This window comes from Intrasporangium flavum (assembly GCF_001956915.1).
Classification (GTDB): Bacteria; Actinomycetota; Actinomycetes; order Actinomycetales; family Dermatophilaceae; genus Monashia; species Monashia flava.
Map to the genome: position 1 here is coordinate 39018 of NZ_MLJO01000001.1, position 15405 is coordinate 54422.

Below are 15405 nucleotides of genomic sequence, written 5' to 3' on the forward strand. Positions count from 1 at the left end.
CCCGCGTCCTGCGGGCGGCGGCGCCCGGCGGCCTCAGCGGACCTCGGCCGCCGACACGTGGACGAGGACCGAGAGCCCGTCGGCCGCCGGGACGTCGGCCTCGCCGTGCAGCCCCTCGGCCCACAGGGCCACCTCGAGCCGGGCGACCGCCCGGCCGAGGTCGTGCGCGGAGTCGGCGCCGAGCGCCACCGTGAGCGGGCCGATGTCGGCCGTGCCCGACTCCACGGCGTGCAGGGCGGCGCGCACCGCCCGCGCCACCGCGTCGACGCGGGTGTCGGCACCGGCGGGGGCGATCCCGACGGCGAGCGCGTCCTCGCTCCCGGGCTCGACGCCGAGGGCTGCCCGGACGGCCTCGACGCGGCCGTAGCCGAACCAGTCGCCGGGGCCGGTGCGCACGAGGTCGCGCCCGCGCGGGTGCGAGGTCAGCGGCTCCTCGACGAGCGCGTCGACGAGCCCGCGCACCAGGGCCACCGGCACGGCGCTGACCTTGCCCTTGGCGAGGTCGGCGGCCGCGGCCACCTCGTCGGCGACGCACCGCGTCGTGACCTCCAGAGGCTTGCCGTCGGCGTCGACCCCGCCGCGGAGGTCGTCGAGCGCCCGGACGCCGTGCGCGCCGAGGGCGAAGTCGACCTGGCCGACGCGCCACGGCCGGCCGGCGGTGTCGGACAGCACGACGCCGAGGCGGACGCCGTGCCTGGCCACGAGCGCCTCGTGCAGGTCGGCGCATATGCCGTCGGGGTCGTGCGGCAGCAGCAGCCAGCCGCCACGGTCGCCGGTGTTCGAGCCGTCGACGCCGGCCGCGGCCATGATCGGCCCCGCCTTGGCCCGCACGACGCGCGTGACCCGGTCGCCGAGGGAGCGCTCGGCCACGACGTACTCGGTCTCGGCGTGGACGACGCGGTCCTTGTCGGGGTCGTGCGTGACGAGGCCGAGCGACTTGCTCGCGATCTTGCTCGAGACGACGACGACGTCGCCGTCCTGCAGGCTCAGGCCGGCGTGCTCGAGACCGCCCGCGACGACGTCGGCGAGGTCGTCGCCCTCACGCACCTCGGGGATGCCGGTGAGCGGCAGGACGCTGACCGCCCCGGGCGGGAGGACCGGTGCCGTCACGCGGGTGTCCTCGTGGCGCGCAGCCGCAGTCCGAGGTCGAGCGCCGCACCGGCGAGGTCGGCCGCGGCGTCGGGCGAGCTCATGAGCAGCGGGCGGCGCACCACCTCCAGGCCCCGAGGGGGCGGCATCGGGTCGTCCTCGGAGACGAGCCAGCCGTCGAGGAAGTCGGCGTAGAGGCCGGCGACGCCGGCGCTCGACTCCTCGACGCCGATGGTGCGCAGGCACACGTCGGCGTGGCCGCGCACGGGCCGGCCGCCGACGAGGGGGGAGACCCCGACGACGGGCGCGCGGCTGCCGCGGAGGGCGTCGCGCACGCCGGGGACGCCGAGGACGATGCCGATCGAGACGACGGGGTTGCTCGGCGGGAGCAGGACGACGTCGGCGTCGCGGATCGCGTCGAGGACCCCGGGGGCGGGTGCCGCGGCGTCGAGGCCGGCGACGACGAAGCGCTCGGCCGGCAGCTCGGCGCGGTGGCGCACCCACCACTCCTGGAAGTGGATGGCCTGCGGGCGGCCGCCGTCGTCGACCACGACGTGCGTCTCGACGGGGGTGTCGGTCATCGGCAGGAGGCGCACCCCCTGCTCGGGCAGGCCCCACCGGGCGGCCAGCCGGTCGACGACCGCCGACAGGGGCAGGCCCTGGCCGAGCAGCTGCGACCGGAACACGTGGGTGCCGAAGTCCTTGTCGCCCAAGGTGAACCACTGCGGCGTCGCGCCCAGCGCGGCGAGCTCGTCGGCCACGTGGTGCGACTCGTCGGCCCGGCCCCAGCCCTGCCCCTCGTGGACGGACCCGCCGAGCGTGTAGAGCAGGGTGTCGAGGTCGGGACAGACCCGCAGGCCGAACAGGGTGATGTCGTCACCGGTGTTGCCGATGACGGTCAGCTCGACCGGCTCGTCGCCGACGACGGACGCGGGGGAGTGGACGTGGCGGAGCAGGCCGCGGAGGAACCGGGCGCCGCCGACGCCTCCGGCGAGGGCAGTGATGCGCATGGACCGATCCTCTCAGCAGCGTCCGGACGCCTCGGAAGATGGGTCGGCCGCTTGTCTACCACAGGCGGGCAGGCGCCTCACCGAGTTCGAGCAAATATCACTAACGGGCTTGACGTAGGGCATATGACACGCATGTAATTTCATTGTTGTATTCGTCGGGGTCGGTACCGAGGCCAACGGACCCACGTGGGGTGGGTCCAGTGCCAGGGGAACGGTGCCGCCGGGTACAGCGAGTGCTGACACACAAGAGAGTCAGGGTCGAGGAGGGGTCATGCACGAGCTGATGGTGGTTATGTCGGACGTCGGTACGGAGGAGGGTGAGCTCTCCTGGCAGGAGCGCTCGCTCTGCGCCCAGACCGACCCGGAGGCGTTCTTCCCGGAGAAGGGCGGCTCCACCCGAGAGGCCAAGAAGGTCTGCGTCGGGTGCGAGGTGCGAGCCGAGTGCCTGGAGTACGCCCTCGCGAACGACGAGCGCTTCGGTATCTGGGGCGGTCTGTCCGAGCGGGAGCGCCGCAAGCTGAAGAAGCGCGCGGTCTGACCGTGGTCGTAGGGCCCGGACCCCAGCAGGTGTCCGGGTGAACGTGACCGCTGTGCCAGACGAGCTCGCCGAGGACCGCAGTGCCCCCCGGGGCGCCGCGCCCGGGTCGATGTCCGCTCCCTCCACCGGACCCCGACCCAGCGCGCAGGTCGACGCGATCGTCGTCGTGCACAACGGTGCGACGTGGCTGGCGCAGTGTCTGGACGGGATCGCCACCCAGACACTGCCGCCCGCCCGTCTTCTCGTCGTCGACGTCGCGAGCAGCGACACGTCGGCGGCGATCGCGCAGGCGCACGCGCGAGTGCGCCAGGTCGTGCCCGTCGACGTCCTGCGCCTGCCCGCGCGCGTCCCGCTCGGGCGCGCCGTCGAGGCCGGCATGGAGCGCCTCGGTGCCACGGGCACCGGCGCCGCCCGGCACGACTGGGTCTGGGTGCTGCACGACGACACCGTGCCCGAGGCGACCGCGCTCGCCCGCCTGCTCCAGGAAGGCCTGCGCTCGCCGTCGGTCGGCATCGCCGGCCCCAAGCTCGTCGCGTGGGAGGACCCTCGGCGCCTCGTCGAGCTCGGCATCCAGATCACCCGTACCGGCCGCCGGCTGGGCCGCCCCGCCCGCGGTGAGGCCGACCAGGGCCAGTACGACCACCGCACCGACGTCCTCGCCGTGAGCACGGCCGGGATGCTCGTGCGCCGTTCCGTGTGGGACGACCTCGGCGGGTTCGACCCGGCCTTCACCGAGTACGGGGCCGACCTCGACCTCGGCTGGCGGGCCCAGCTCGCCGGCCACCGCGTCGTCGTCGTGCCCGGTGCCGTCGTGCGCGACGCGTCGGCCGGCGTCGACGGCGCCCGTCCCGGGGGCCCGCGCCCCCGCGAGGTCGAGCGGCGCTCGCGGCGTGCCGCCCGGCAGGTGACCCTCGCCCGCTGCACCCCGCTCGTCGCCCCGTTCCTCGCGGGCTGGCTGGCCCTGTCGAGCGTCCTCGCGGCCCTCGGGCTCCTCGTGGCCAAGCGGCCGCGGCTCGCGTGGCGCGAGCTGTCCGACGTGGCCGCCCTGTGGCACCCCGCCGCGACGACCGCCGCGCGGTGGCGCGGCCGGTCGACCAAGCGCCTGCGCCGCGACCACCTCGCGACGCTGTTCGTCCCGCCGTCCGTGGCCGCGCGCACCACCCTGGACCACTTCCAGGACGCCGTCGCCCCCGAGCGGGCCGCCCGCCGCGAGGCCGCGCCCACCACCGAGACCGGACCGACGGCCGAGGACACCGACTCGCTGGCCAACCTGCCGGCCTCGATCGGGCGGCGCGTGCTGACGCACCCGGGCTTCCTGGCCGTCGTCGCCGTCCTCGTCGCGAGCGCCGTGGCCTGGCGCGACACGATCCGCGCCGGCGGGCTCTCGCCGTCGCACACCGGCCTGGCCGGCGGCGAGCTGCGTCCCGTCGCCACGGGCTCCGACGGCCTGTGGCACGCCTTCCTCGACGCCTGGCACGGTTCCGGCCTCGGCACCGGCGTCGACGCGGGTCCGCACCTCGCCGTGCTCTCGGGCCTGACCTGGCTCGCCGAGCGCCTCCCCGGTGTCGCCGAGGGCCGCTCGAGCGCCGGCCTGACGATCGCCTGGCTGCTCGTGCTGGCCCCGGCCCTCGCGACGTGGTCGGCCTACCTCGCCGCCCGCGTCGTCACCACCTCGCGCGTGGCCCGGGGCGTCGCCGCGCTCGCCTGGGGCTCCTCGGGGGTCCTGGTCGCGGCCACCGCGCAGGGACGCGTGTCGCTGGCCGTCGCCCACGTGCTGCTGCCCTTCGTCCTGGCCGGCTTCGCCCTCGCGGCGCGCCGCGACGGCACCTTCACGGCGACCTTCGCCACGGCCCTGGCCACGGCCCTGGCCGGTGCGTTCGTGCCGCCGTTGCTCGCCGTGTCGACGGTGGCCGCCCTCCTGCTGCTCGTCCTCGGCCCGGGGCTGCGCCGGGCGCGCGCCCTCGTCCTGCTCGTCGTGCCCACCGCCCTGCTGGGACCGTGGGTGCTGCGCCTCGTCGACGACTGGCGCCTGCTGCTGTCCGGGCCAGGCCTCGTGGCCACGGGCTCCGACGCCGGGCCGTGGGGTCCCGTCGCGCTGGTCCTGGGCCAGCCGGGCGCCTCGTCGTGGACGGCGTGGCTCGCGGCTCCGCTCGTCGTCCTGGGGCTCCTCGGGCCCGGGGTCCGCGCCCGTTCCCGGGCCGAGTCCGTGGGCCTGGCGGTCGGAGCGGTGCTCGCCGTCGTCGGACTCGTCGCGGCCGTCGGTGGCTCGCGCGTGGTGCTCGGCTCGGCCGAGACCGGCGTCGGCACCTCCGCGGCCGCCCACCTCTGGGCCGGCACCGGCCTGCAGCTCTGGCTCGCCGGGGTGCTCGTGGGGCTGCTCGCCGGCAGCCGTCCCGTCCTCGCGCACCTGCGCGGGGGCGTCGGGCGCCTGCGCCTGGCCGGCGCGGTCGCGGCCGTCGTGCTCGTCACCGGGTCCGTCCTCGCCGGGGCGGGCGTCTGGGCCGTCCGCGGGGCCGGCCACACGCTCTCCGTCGGCCAGGCCACGCTGCCGGCGGTGGCCGTCGACCAGGCCACCGGCCCGCTCGGCAACCGCCTCCTGCTGCTGCGGCCCTCCGACGACGTCGTCGACTTCGTCCTCGCGGGCCAGGAGCCCGGCGAGCTGCTGCGCGACCTCGACCGGCGCCCCGACGCCGACGACACCCCCCTCGTGTCCGCGGTCGCGGCCATCGTCGGGGGCCGCGCCGCCGACTCCCTCGAGGCCTCGTCGCTCGCCCGCCTCGGCATCGGCTTCGTGCAGGTGACCGGCGGCGCCGAGAGCCCCCTCGCCCGACGACTCGACGCCGCCGAGGGGCTGAGCCGGCTCGGCAGCGGGGAGCACGGCGTGCTCTGGAAGGTCCGACCCCTCGCCGCCGCGTCGGGCGCCGAGGACACCACGGCGCCGTCGAGGGCACGCCTCGTCGACCGCTCCGGTGGCCTGCTCGCGGTCGTCCCCACCGTCGGCCCGCACGGCGCCGTCGACACCACGCTCCCGGCCGCGTCGGGCCCCCGTCGGCTCGTGCTCGCGGAGCCCGCCGAGTGGGCCCGGCACGCCGTCGTCACCTACGACGGCGCCCCCCTGAGCCCGGTGTCCGGGGCCACCCAACCCACCTACGACCTCCCGGCGGGGGCCGGCGCGCTGCGCGTCGACCTCGCTGCCGCACAGCCGTGGTGGCGCATCGGCCAGGCGGCGCTGCTCGCGTTCGTCGTGTTCATGGCGCTGCCGTTCGGCAACCGTCGCTCGAGGAGGCGCGCATGAGCCGGGCCGCCGGCATCGTCCGGGCCGCCGCCGTGGCCGTCGTCGCGGCCGGGGTGGCCGTCGGGGCCACCCACGTCAGCGGCTCGCTGCAGCTCGCGTCGCCCGGCGAGCGCGCCGGGCTGCCCGAGACCTCCAGCGTCCTCGTCGACGACGCCACGCTCGTCTGCCCGGGCCAGCAGCGGCTGGGCGGTGTCGGCCTGCGCGACGTCGAGGGCCAGGTCACCGTCGCCGCTGCCGCGCCCGACGCCGGGACCGTCGCCGGCAGCCCGAGCGGGGGTGCGCTGTCGCTGCTCAGCGGCAGCGACGCGTCGGGGCTCGCCCAGGGCGACGCCGCCGGCTCGCTCGTCAGCTCGACGACGACGTCCGCCGAGGCCGTGTTCGCCCGCGGCACCAAGGGACTCGCGCCCGGCCTCGTCGCCACGCAGGTGTGGAAGCACACCGGCGACGACGACCGCGGCCTCGCCGTCACCCCGTGCCAGGTGCCCTCCTCCGACGTCTGGCTCGTCGGTGGTGGCTCCGGCGCCTCACGCACCGAGCGCGTCGTCGTCACCAACCCGGGCGCCAACGCCGTCACCGTCACCACCGAGGTGCTCGGCCGGCAGGGTCGGGTCGCCGGCACCGACGACCGCAGCATCTCGGTCGCGCCGCGCTCACGCGTCGTCGTGTCCCTCGACGCCGTCGCCCCCGACGAGGCGGGGCCCGTCGTGCACGTCTCCGCCACCGGCGGCGTCGTGTCGGCCGTCCTCGACGAGCAGTGGATCGACGGCGCCACCGCGCGCGGCATCGAGGACGCCACGCGCGCCGCGACGCCCGGCACCGACCTCGTCGTGCCCGGCATCGACGCGTCGGGATCGGTCTGGGCCCGCCTGGCCAACCCGGGCACCACCGAGGCGCTGGCGCAGGTGCGCCTGCTCACCGATGCGGGCCCCGTCCAGCCCGACGCGCTGCGGGCCGTTCGGGTGCCCGCGGGGTCGACCGTCGACGTCGCCATCCCGCGGACCACCGGCGCGTTCGGCCTCGGCGTCCGCTCCGACCACGCGCTCGTCGGGGCCGCCTGGACCGAGCGTCGCGCCACGACCGGCGACCAGATGGGCGACTTCGCCTGGACCGCGGCCGCCCCACGGATCACCGGCGTCGGCGGCGTGCTGCTGCCCGGCCTCGGTGGCACGACCAAGCGACTGCTGCTGACCTCGGGCGAGGCCGCCTCGCGGGTGCAGGTGCGCATCGGCACCGGCGACGCCACACGCTCCACGACCGTCGACGTCCCCGCCGGCTCCACGGTCGCCACCGACCTCGGTGACGCCGACAGCGTCTGGGTCGTGCCGACCAGCGGCGACGTGCGTGGTGCCGTGTCGGTCGTGGGCAGCGACGGCGGCGTGCCGACGTTCTCGATCGCGGCGGTGCTGTCCGCGCCGGTGCGTGCCCTCTCGGTCCCGGTGCGCCAGGTCCGCAACTGACGCGCGCCCCCGCCCGTCCGCGGGCGGGCGCGTGGCGTCAGTCGCCGAGATCAGTCGCCGAAACCCGGGTCCAGCTCCTCCGGGGCGACCCCGAGCAGCCCGGCGACCTGCTCGGTGACGATGTCGGCGACGAGCGCGGCGACGTCACGGCGGTCCGACACGCGGGTCTCGACGGGCCGGCGGTACACGACGATCCGCGCCGGCCGGGCGCCGGTGGCCGGGTAGAGCCGCCCGAGCGGCACCTCGCGGTGGTCCCAGGCGGCAGGACCGCGGGGGACGTCCTCGACCGCGAACTCCACTGCGGGGAAAGCGCGCCCGCACGTGGCCTCGAGCCGGGCGGCCGCGTCGAGCACGAAGTCGTCGAACTCGTCGCGGCGCGACACCATCGCGGGCACCGGCGGCCAGGCGAGGGGGCCGCGGCGGCCGCGCCCGTGCCGGTCCCGGCGACGGGGCACGGGCTGCGAGGTCGTGCTGCCGGTGGTGCTGCCCGTGGTGCTCACGGCTCCACTGTAGATCGGGCCGCCACGCCGTCAGGGCAGGACGTCGTCGTGTCCACGGCGTGGTGATTCGTCCTTGCCCGACCGGGCGACTAAAGTCCCCGGACGTGGGTCTGACACGTGGTTGCTCGAAGACGGGGTGCGCGCGCCCTGCCGTGGCCACCCTGACCTATGCCTACGCCGACCGAGCCGTCGTCGTCGGTCCGCTCGCGACGTACGCCGAGCCGCACACCTACGACCTCTGCCTCGAGCACGCCGAGCGCATGACGGCCCCCCGCGGCTGGGACGTCGTCCGCGTCGGCGGCGAGTTCCCCGAGCCGCAGCTCGCCGGTGACGACCTGCTCGCGCTCGCCGACGCCGTCCGCGAGGCCGCCCGCCCGCGCCAGCCCCGCCCCGGCGAGCGCAGCGACCCGCGCGGCCAGGCAGCCGCCGAGGCCCAGGCCGGCGTCGTCGAGTCCGGCCGCCGCGGACACCTCCGCATCCTGCGCGACACCTGACCACTAGGGTGGGGCCCGTGCCTCAACTCGTCGACTTCGTCAAGGCCTACGACGTCCGGGGGATCGTCCCCGACCAGCTCTCGCCCGACGTGGCCCGCGCCATCGGCGCCGCGTTCGCCGAGGTCGTGGCCATCCCCGACGGCAGCCCCGCGGTCGTCATCGGACACGACATGCGCCCCAGCTCGCCCGAGCTGTCGCAGGCCTTCGCGGCGGGGGTCACCTCGCGCGGCGTCGACGTCGTGCACATCGGGCTGTGCTCGACCGACGGCCTCTACTACGCCAGCGGCGCGCTCGACCTGCCCGGCGCGATGTTCACCGCGAGCCACAACCCGGCCCAGTACAACGGCATCAAGCTGTGCCGATCGGCCGCGCGCCCGGTCGGGCAGGACTCCGGCCTGGCCGAGATCCGCGACCTCGCGCAGTGGCTCCTCGACGGCGGCACCGGCCTCGCCGAGCCGGTCGGCGGCCCGGGCAGCGTCACCACGCGCGACCTGCTCGGCGACTACGCCGGCTTCCTCCGCTCGCTCGTCGACCTCTCCGGCTCCCGCCCGCTCAAGGTCGTCGTCGATGCCGGCAACGGCATGGGCGGGCACACCGTCCCCGCCGTCCTCGGCACCGGCGCCGGGCTGCCCGAGCTGCCGCTCGAGGTCGTCCCGATGTACTTCGAGCTCGACGGCACCTTCCCGAACCACGAGGCCAACCCCCTCGACCCGGCCAACCTCGTCGACCTGCAGGCCGCGGTCCGCGAGCACGGCGCCGACATCGGCCTGGCCTTCGACGGCGACGCCGACCGCTGCTTCGTCGTCGACGCCGACGGCGAGCCCGTGTCGCCGAGCGCCATCACCGGCCTCGTCGCCGTCCGCGAGATCGCCCGCGCCCGCGACGGCGGCGACCGCGACGTGTCGATCGTGCACAACGTCATCTCCAGCGCCGCGGTCCGCGAGGTCGTCTCCGAGCAGGGCGCCAACCCGGTGCGCACCCGCGTCGGCCACTCCTTCATCAAGGCCGAGATGGCCCGCGCCGGAGCGGTCTTCGGCGGCGAGCACTCGGCCCACTACTACTTCCGCGACTTCTGGTTCGCCGACACCGGAATGCTCGCCGCGATGCACGTGCTCGCCGCGCTGGGGGAGCAGGACACCCCGCTGTCGCAGCTGTGCAGCGAGTACGAGCGCTATGTCGCCTCCGGCGAGATCAACTCGACCGTTGAGGACCAGGCCGCCGTCGTCGAGCAGGTCCGCGCCTGGGCGCAGGTGCGCGGTGCCGGCACCGACGAGCTCGACGGCCTGACGGTGAGCTGCCCCGAGGGCGCCGAGCCGATGTGGTGGTTCAACGTGCGCGCCTCGAACACCGAGCCGCTGCTGCGGCTCAACGTCGAGGCCGCCGACCGTGAGACCATGGAGCGCGTCCGCGACGAGATGCTCGCCGTCATCCGTTCGGGCGACGGTGTCGCGGACGCCGCGACGGACCCGACCGACGCAGGAGACGCATCGTGAGCACCCAGCCGACCATCGAGCCGTGGCTGCGCGGCATCCTCCGCTGCCCCAAGTGCAAGGGCGAGCTGACCGACGCCACGCACGACTCCGGTTCGGGTGAGATCCCCGAGCTGCGTTGCGCCACAGACGGTCTCGCGTTCCCGGTGGAGTCCGGGGTGCCCGTCCTGCTCGTCGACCTCGCCCGGCACGTCGAGGGCTGACACGGTCTCCGCCGTGTTCGACGAGACGCGCCTCGACGACGAGGGATCGCTCGCGTCCCTCGACCGCAGCGACACGCTGCTCGCCCTGGCCTCCGCCGGGGCCCAGGTGCGGCGCTCGCTCGCCGCGGCGTCCGACGCCGGGCTCGAACGGCTCCGTGGCCTCGACCCCCGGGGCATCGTCGTGGCCGCCGCCGGGGGCTCGGCCGCCGTAGCCGACGTCTTCGAGGCGCTGGCGTGCGCGGGCGCCTCGTTGCCCGTCCAGAGCTGCTCTGCCGGACCGCTGCCGGGGTGGGTGGGCTCGCTCGACCTCGTCATCGCGGTGTCGCAGTCGGGCCGCGCCGCGGGCACGCTCGCGCTGGCCGCCGAGGCCCAGCGGCGGGGCGCGTCGCTGCTGACCATCGGAGCCGCCGACTCGCCGCTCGCAGAGATCAGCGCCCGGGCCCGCGGCGTCCACGTGCCGATCCCGGTGTCCGGCTCGTCGTCGCGCACCTCGATGTGGGCCCAGGCCACGCCGGCACTCCTCGCCGCCGACGCGCTCGGCATCGCGGCCGTCGGCCCCGACACCCTCGAGTCCCTCGCCGACGTCCTCGACCGGTGCGCCACGGATGCCCGGCCGGCCTCGGAGTCGTTCGTCAACCCGGCCAAGGTGCTGGCCACCGAGGTCGCCGAGTCGGCGCCGATCGTGCTGGGGGAGGGGCCCTTCGGCGGTGTCGCGGCCCGGCGGGCGGCCTCGATGTTCGGGCGCACCGGCCGGGTGCCGGTGGCGCACGGGGCCCTGCCCGACGCCGCGAGCCAGATCGTCGCCTGCTTCGACGGACCGCTCGCCGGGGGCGGGGCCGAGGGCGGCGGCGACGACATCTTCGCCGACCCCTTCCTCGACGGCCCGACGCGCCCGCCGCTGCGGCTCATCATGCTGCGCGACACGAGCGAGGGCGCCGACGAGCGGCTGACCTCGACGATCGTGTCCGTGGCCGAGGACGTCGGCGTGCGCGTCTCCCTCGTCGACGCCCCCGCGACCGACCCGCTCCTGCGCTTCGCCCACCACGTCGCCCTCACCGACTTCGCGGCCACCTACCTGGCGCTGGGGCAGGGGTTCGACCCCGCGACCTCGCCCCACGTCGAGCTGCTGCGCGGGGCGCGCGGTCGCTGAGCCCCGCGTCCGCCGCCCGAGCGCGGGGCCGGACGGGAGGGGTGCTTCCGCCTGCGCCGGCCCGGGCGTCCGTAGGCTGCGGGCGTGGCCCACTACGACCTCGCGATCATCGGCTCCGGCAGCGGCAACTCGCTCGTCACACCCGACTTCGCCGACAAGCGCGTCGCCGTCATCGAGGGCGGGACCTTCGGCGGCACGTGCATCAACGTCGGGTGCATCCCGACGAAGATGTTCGTCTACGCCGCCGAGGTGGCCGACGCGGTGCGCGGCGCCGCCCGCTACGGCGTCGACGCGACGCTCGACGGCGTGCGCTGGCGCGACGTGCGCGACCGCGTCTTCGGACGGATCGACCCGATCTCCGAAGGGGGTCTGCGCTACCGCCGGGAGGGGCCCAACACGGCCGCCGTGCTCGGTCACGCACGGTTCACCGGCGAGCGCGAGCTGACCGTCGAGCTGACCGGTGGAGGCGTCGAGGTGGTGACGGCCGACCAGGTCGTCGTCGCGGCCGGCGCGCGTCCCGTGGTGCCCGACGTCGTCACCGACTCCGGCGTGCCGTTCCACACCTCCGACACGGTGATGCGCATCGACGAGCTGCCGCGCAGGATGGTCGTCATCGGTGGCGGGTTCATTGCCGCCGAGATGGCCCACGTGTTCTCGGCGTTCGGCGTTCACGTCACGGTGCTGGCCCGCAGCTCGCAGCTGCTGCGCCACCTCGACACCGAGATCTCCCAGCGGTTCACCGACCTCGCGCGCGAGCAGTGGGACGTGCGCACCGGCGTCGAGGTCGCCTCCCTCGAGCAGGTCGACGGTGGCGCGGTCCGCGTCCACCTCACCGGTGGGGCGTGCGTCGAGGGCGACCTGCTGCTCGTGGCCACGGGGCGGCGGCCCAACACCGACGACCTCGGCGCCGACGCCGTCGGGCTGCGCCTGCACGAGGACGGTCGGGTCGTCGTCGACCAGTACGGCCGCACCAGCCTGCCCGGGGTCTGGGCGCTCGGTGACGTCAGCTCGCCGTGGCAGCTCAAGCACGTCGCGAACGCCGAGGCGCGAGCCGTCGCGCACAACCTCGTGCACCCGGACCGCCTGTGGCGGCTCCCGCACGCGCACGTGCCCTCCGGCGTCTTCAGCCACCCTCAGGTGGCCACGGTGGGTCTGAGCGAGCAGGCCTGCGTCGACGCGGGGGTCGAGCACGTCACGTTCGTGCAGGCCTACGGCGACACCGCCTACGGCTGGGCGATGGAGGACGCCTCGAGCGTCTGCAAGCTCGTCGCCGACCCGCGCTCCGGCCGGCTGCTCGGCGCGCACCTGCTGGGGCCGCACGCGACGAGCCTCGTGCAGCCGCTCGTGCAGGCCATGTCGACCGGCGCCCACGTCCACGACGTCGCCCGCGGGCAGTACTGGATCCACCCGGCGCTGGCCGAGGTCGTCGAGAACGCCCTGCTCGGGCTCGAGGTCGACGCGCCCGCCTGAGGCCACCCGTCGCCGCGTGCCCGGCCGCCCACGCGTCGGGACCCGACCCTGAGAGAACGCTGGGACGGGCCCTAGGCTGTGCGCATGGCAGGTGGACTCGTAGCGCTCCTCGACGACGTCGCGGCCCTCGTCAAGCTCGCGGCGGCCTCGGTCGACGACGTCGGCGCGGCCGCGACCAAGGCCAGCATCAAGGCGACCGGCGTGGTCGTCGACGACACCGCAGTGACCCCGCGCTACGTGCAGGGCCTCGAGCCGGAGCGCGAGCTGCCGATCATCCGCAAGATCGCCCTCGGCTCGCTGCGCAACAAGCTGCTCATCATCCTGCCCGTCATCATGGTGCTCAGCCAGTACCTGCCGGTGCTGCTGACGCCGATCCTCATGGTCGGTGGCGCCTACCTCGCCTACGAGGGCGCCGAGAAGGTGTGGGAGCTCGTCTCGGGCCACCACGAGGAGGAGGCCGAGGGCGGCGAGGTCGACGAGAATGCTGTCGTCTCCGGGGCGATCCGCACCGACTTCATCCTGTCGGCCGAGATCATGGTCATCGCGCTGAACGAGGTCGACACCGAGCCGTTCCTCTCGCGCCTCATCATCCTCGTCATCGTCGCCCTGCTCATCACGGCGCTCGTCTACGGCGTCGTCGGGCTCATCGTCAAGATGGACGACGTCGGCCTCGCCCTCGCCCAGCGCGAGTCCGGCGCCTCTCAGCGCGTAGGCCGGGCGCTCGTCCGGGGCATGCCGAAGCTGCTGTCGGTGCTCTCGACGGTCGGCATCGCCGCGATGCTCTGGGTCGGTGGCCACATCCTGCTCGTCGGCGTCGACGAGCTCGGCTGGCACTGGCTCTACGGGCAGGTGCACCACCTCGAGGAGGCCGTCGGGGGAGTGGCCGGCATCGGCGGGGTCTTCGCCTGGCTCGTCAACACGCTCGCCTCGGCGCTCATCGGCCTCGTCGTCGGTGCCGTGATCGTGGCCGTCCTGCACGTCCTGCCCCGACGCCGCACGGCCGACAAGGCCCCGTCCTCGCACTGAAGGCGCACGGGTCGAGGTGATCCGCGACCGCAGGCGGTCGCCGATCACCTCGAACGGCGGGGGCGGGGAAGGTTCGACAGCGGCATTGGGGCTGCGGGGCCCTCCTCGGTAGACTGGTCAACCGCCGGCGTGGGTGATGACCCGCGAACGATGGCCCAGAGGGGCGCGCCGGGTCTGCACACCGACCACCAGAGGAAGCGATCACCCATGTCCTTCGACTACAAGGTTGCCGACCTGAGCCTCGCCGAGGCGGGCCGCCACCAGCTGCGCCTGGCCGAGCACGAGATGCCCGGCCTCATGGCCATCCGCGCCGAGTACGCCGACGCCCAGCCGCTCAAGGGCGCCCGCATCGCCGGGTCCCTGCACATGACCGTCCAGACGGCCGTGCTCATCGAGACCCTCACCGCGCTCGGCGCCGAGGTCCGCTGGGCCAGCTGCAACATCTACTCCACCCAGGACGAGGCCGCCGCGGCCGTCGTCGTCGGCCCGAACGGCTCGGCCGACGACCTGCAGGGCGTCCCGGTCTTCGCCTGGAAGGGCGAGACCCTCCCCGAGTACTGGTGGTGCACCGACCAGATCCTCACCTGGCCCGGCGGCGAGGGCCCGAACATGATCCTCGACGACGGCGGCGACGCCACGATGCTCGTGCACAAGGGCCTCGAGTGGGAGAAGGCCGGCCAGGTGCCGCCGACCACCGAGGAGGACTCCGAGGAGTTCGGCGTCTTCAAGGAGCTCGTGCGCCAGACGATGGCGCTCGACCCGCAGAAGTGGACCACGGTCGCCGCCGGCATCAAGGGCGTCACCGAGGAGACCACGACCGGCGTCCACCGCCTCTACCAGCTGGCCGAGGCCGGCGAGCTGCTCTTCCCGGCCATCAACGTCAACGACGCGGTGACCAAGAGCAAGTTCGACAACACCTACGGCTGCCGCCACTCGCTCATCGACGGCCTCAACCGCGCCACCGACGTCCTCATCGGCGGCAAGGTGGCGGTCGTGGCCGGCTACGGCGACGTGGGCAAGGGCTGCGCCGAGTCGCTGCGCGGGCAGGGCGCCCGCGTCATCGTCACGGAGATCGACCCGATCTGCGCGCTGCAGGCCGCGATGGAGGGCTTCCAGGTCGCCCGCATGGAGGACGTCGTCGAGACCGCCGACATCTTCATCACGACGACCGGCTGCTACGACGTCATCACCGCCGAGCACATGACGAAGATGAAGAACAAGGCGATCGTGGCCAACATCGGCCACTTCGACAACGAGATCGACATGGCGGGCCTGGCCCGGGTGCCCGGCGTGACCAAGACGCAGATCAAGCCGCAGGTGCACGAGTGGACCTTCGACGGCGGCAGCTCGATCATCGTGCTGTCCGAGGGTCGCCTCATGAACCTCGGCAACGCCACCGGTCACCCGAGCTTCGTCATGAGCAACAGCTTCAGCAACCAGACGATCGCCCAGATCGAGCTCTTCACGAAGACCGCCGAGTACGACAAGCAGGTCTACACCCTGCCCAAGCACCTCGACGAGAAGGTCGCGCGTCTGCACCTCGACGCCCTCGGCGTCCAGCTCACCGAGCTGACCAAGGGCCAGGCCGAGTACCTCGGCGTCGACGTCGCCGGTCCGTACAAGCCGGAGCACTACCGCTACTGACGCCCGACGCGTCCCGACGCGTCAGCGACCGTGTGCCGC

The 15405-nt window shown here is 74.8% G+C and carries 13 protein-coding genes; 10 read left to right on the forward strand and 3 right to left on the reverse strand.

From position 1 onward, the window contains the following. Window positions 1-33: 33 nt before the first annotated feature. Window positions 34-1110, reverse strand: coding sequence for a coenzyme F420-0:L-glutamate ligase (locus tag BIV28_RS00185; protein WP_076258260.1), 1077 nt, complete (start codon window positions 1108-1110; stop codon window positions 34-36). Continuing rightward, window positions 1107-2099: a 2-phospho-L-lactate transferase gene (gene cofD / locus BIV28_RS00190; RefSeq protein WP_076258262.1), complete on the reverse strand. Its 993-nt coding sequence runs from the start codon at window positions 2097-2099 to the stop codon at window positions 1107-1109. The genes BIV28_RS00185 and cofD overlap by 4 nt, the downstream gene beginning before the upstream one ends. 271 nt (window positions 2100-2370) lie before the next feature. Between cofD and BIV28_RS00195 the strand changes: the two genes are divergently transcribed. The 3 genes from BIV28_RS00195 to BIV28_RS00205 are packed head-to-tail and all read left to right on the forward strand — an operon-like array spanning window position 2371 to window position 7389. Continuing rightward, on the forward strand, window positions 2371-2637 hold the full coding sequence (locus BIV28_RS00195; protein ID WP_076258264.1) for a WhiB family transcriptional regulator: 267 nt from the start codon (window positions 2371-2373) through the stop codon (window positions 2635-2637). Window positions 2638-2680: 43 nt separating this feature from the next. Continuing rightward, entirely contained in the window at window positions 2681-5932 is a 3252-nt protein-coding gene (locus tag BIV28_RS00200; protein WP_242652699.1) for a glycosyltransferase family 2 protein, read from the forward strand. Then, window positions 5929-7389 (forward strand): DUF5719 family protein, encoded by a 1461-nt coding sequence (locus BIV28_RS00205; RefSeq protein ID WP_076258268.1) that lies wholly within the window; start codon window positions 5929-5931, stop codon window positions 7387-7389. The genes BIV28_RS00200 and BIV28_RS00205 overlap by 4 nt, the downstream gene beginning before the upstream one ends. A gap of 50 nt (window positions 7390-7439) precedes the next feature. Here BIV28_RS00205 and BIV28_RS00210 read toward each other — a convergent pair whose 3' ends face one another. Then, the gene (locus tag BIV28_RS00210) at window positions 7440-7889 is read right to left on the reverse strand and encodes a metallopeptidase family protein (protein ID WP_076258270.1); all 450 of its coding nucleotides are present in this window, start codon (window positions 7887-7889) and stop codon (window positions 7440-7442) included. A gap of 104 nt (window positions 7890-7993) precedes the next feature. Between BIV28_RS00210 and BIV28_RS00215 the strand changes: the two genes are divergently transcribed. From BIV28_RS00215 to ahcY, 7 genes are all read left to right on the forward strand, one after another. Further along, window positions 7994-8383 carry a DUF3499 domain-containing protein gene (locus BIV28_RS00215; protein WP_076258272.1) on the forward strand — a complete coding sequence of 130 codons (390 nt, stop codon included), beginning with the start codon at window positions 7994-7996 and terminating at the stop codon, window positions 8381-8383. Window positions 8384-8400: 17 nt separating this feature from the next. After that, window positions 8401-9876, forward strand: a complete 1476-nt coding sequence (locus BIV28_RS00220) for a phosphomannomutase/phosphoglucomutase (RefSeq protein ID WP_076258273.1) — start codon at window positions 8401-8403, stop codon at window positions 9874-9876. Continuing rightward, window positions 9873-10076 (forward strand): Trm112 family protein, encoded by a 204-nt coding sequence (locus BIV28_RS00225; protein WP_076258275.1) that lies wholly within the window; start codon window positions 9873-9875, stop codon window positions 10074-10076. The genes BIV28_RS00220 and BIV28_RS00225 overlap by 4 nt, the downstream gene beginning before the upstream one ends. A gap of 13 nt (window positions 10077-10089) precedes the next feature. Next, window positions 10090-11226 carry an SIS domain-containing protein gene (locus BIV28_RS00230; protein WP_076258277.1) on the forward strand — a complete coding sequence of 379 codons (1137 nt, stop codon included), beginning with the start codon at window positions 10090-10092 and terminating at the stop codon, window positions 11224-11226. An 84-nt stretch (window positions 11227-11310) separates the two neighbouring features. After that, complete coding sequence (locus BIV28_RS00235; RefSeq protein WP_076258279.1) at window positions 11311-12696, forward strand: mycothione reductase; 1386 nt, start codon at window positions 11311-11313, stop codon at window positions 12694-12696. 84 nt (window positions 12697-12780) lie between these two features. Further along, window positions 12781-13722: a DUF808 domain-containing protein gene (locus tag BIV28_RS00240; protein ID WP_076258281.1), complete on the forward strand. Its 942-nt coding sequence runs from the start codon at window positions 12781-12783 to the stop codon at window positions 13720-13722. A gap of 207 nt (window positions 13723-13929) precedes the next feature. Continuing rightward, window positions 13930-15366, forward strand: coding sequence for an adenosylhomocysteinase (gene ahcY / locus BIV28_RS00245; RefSeq protein WP_076258283.1), 1437 nt, complete (start codon window positions 13930-13932; stop codon window positions 15364-15366). The last annotated feature ends 39 nt before the right edge of the window (window positions 15367-15405 follow it).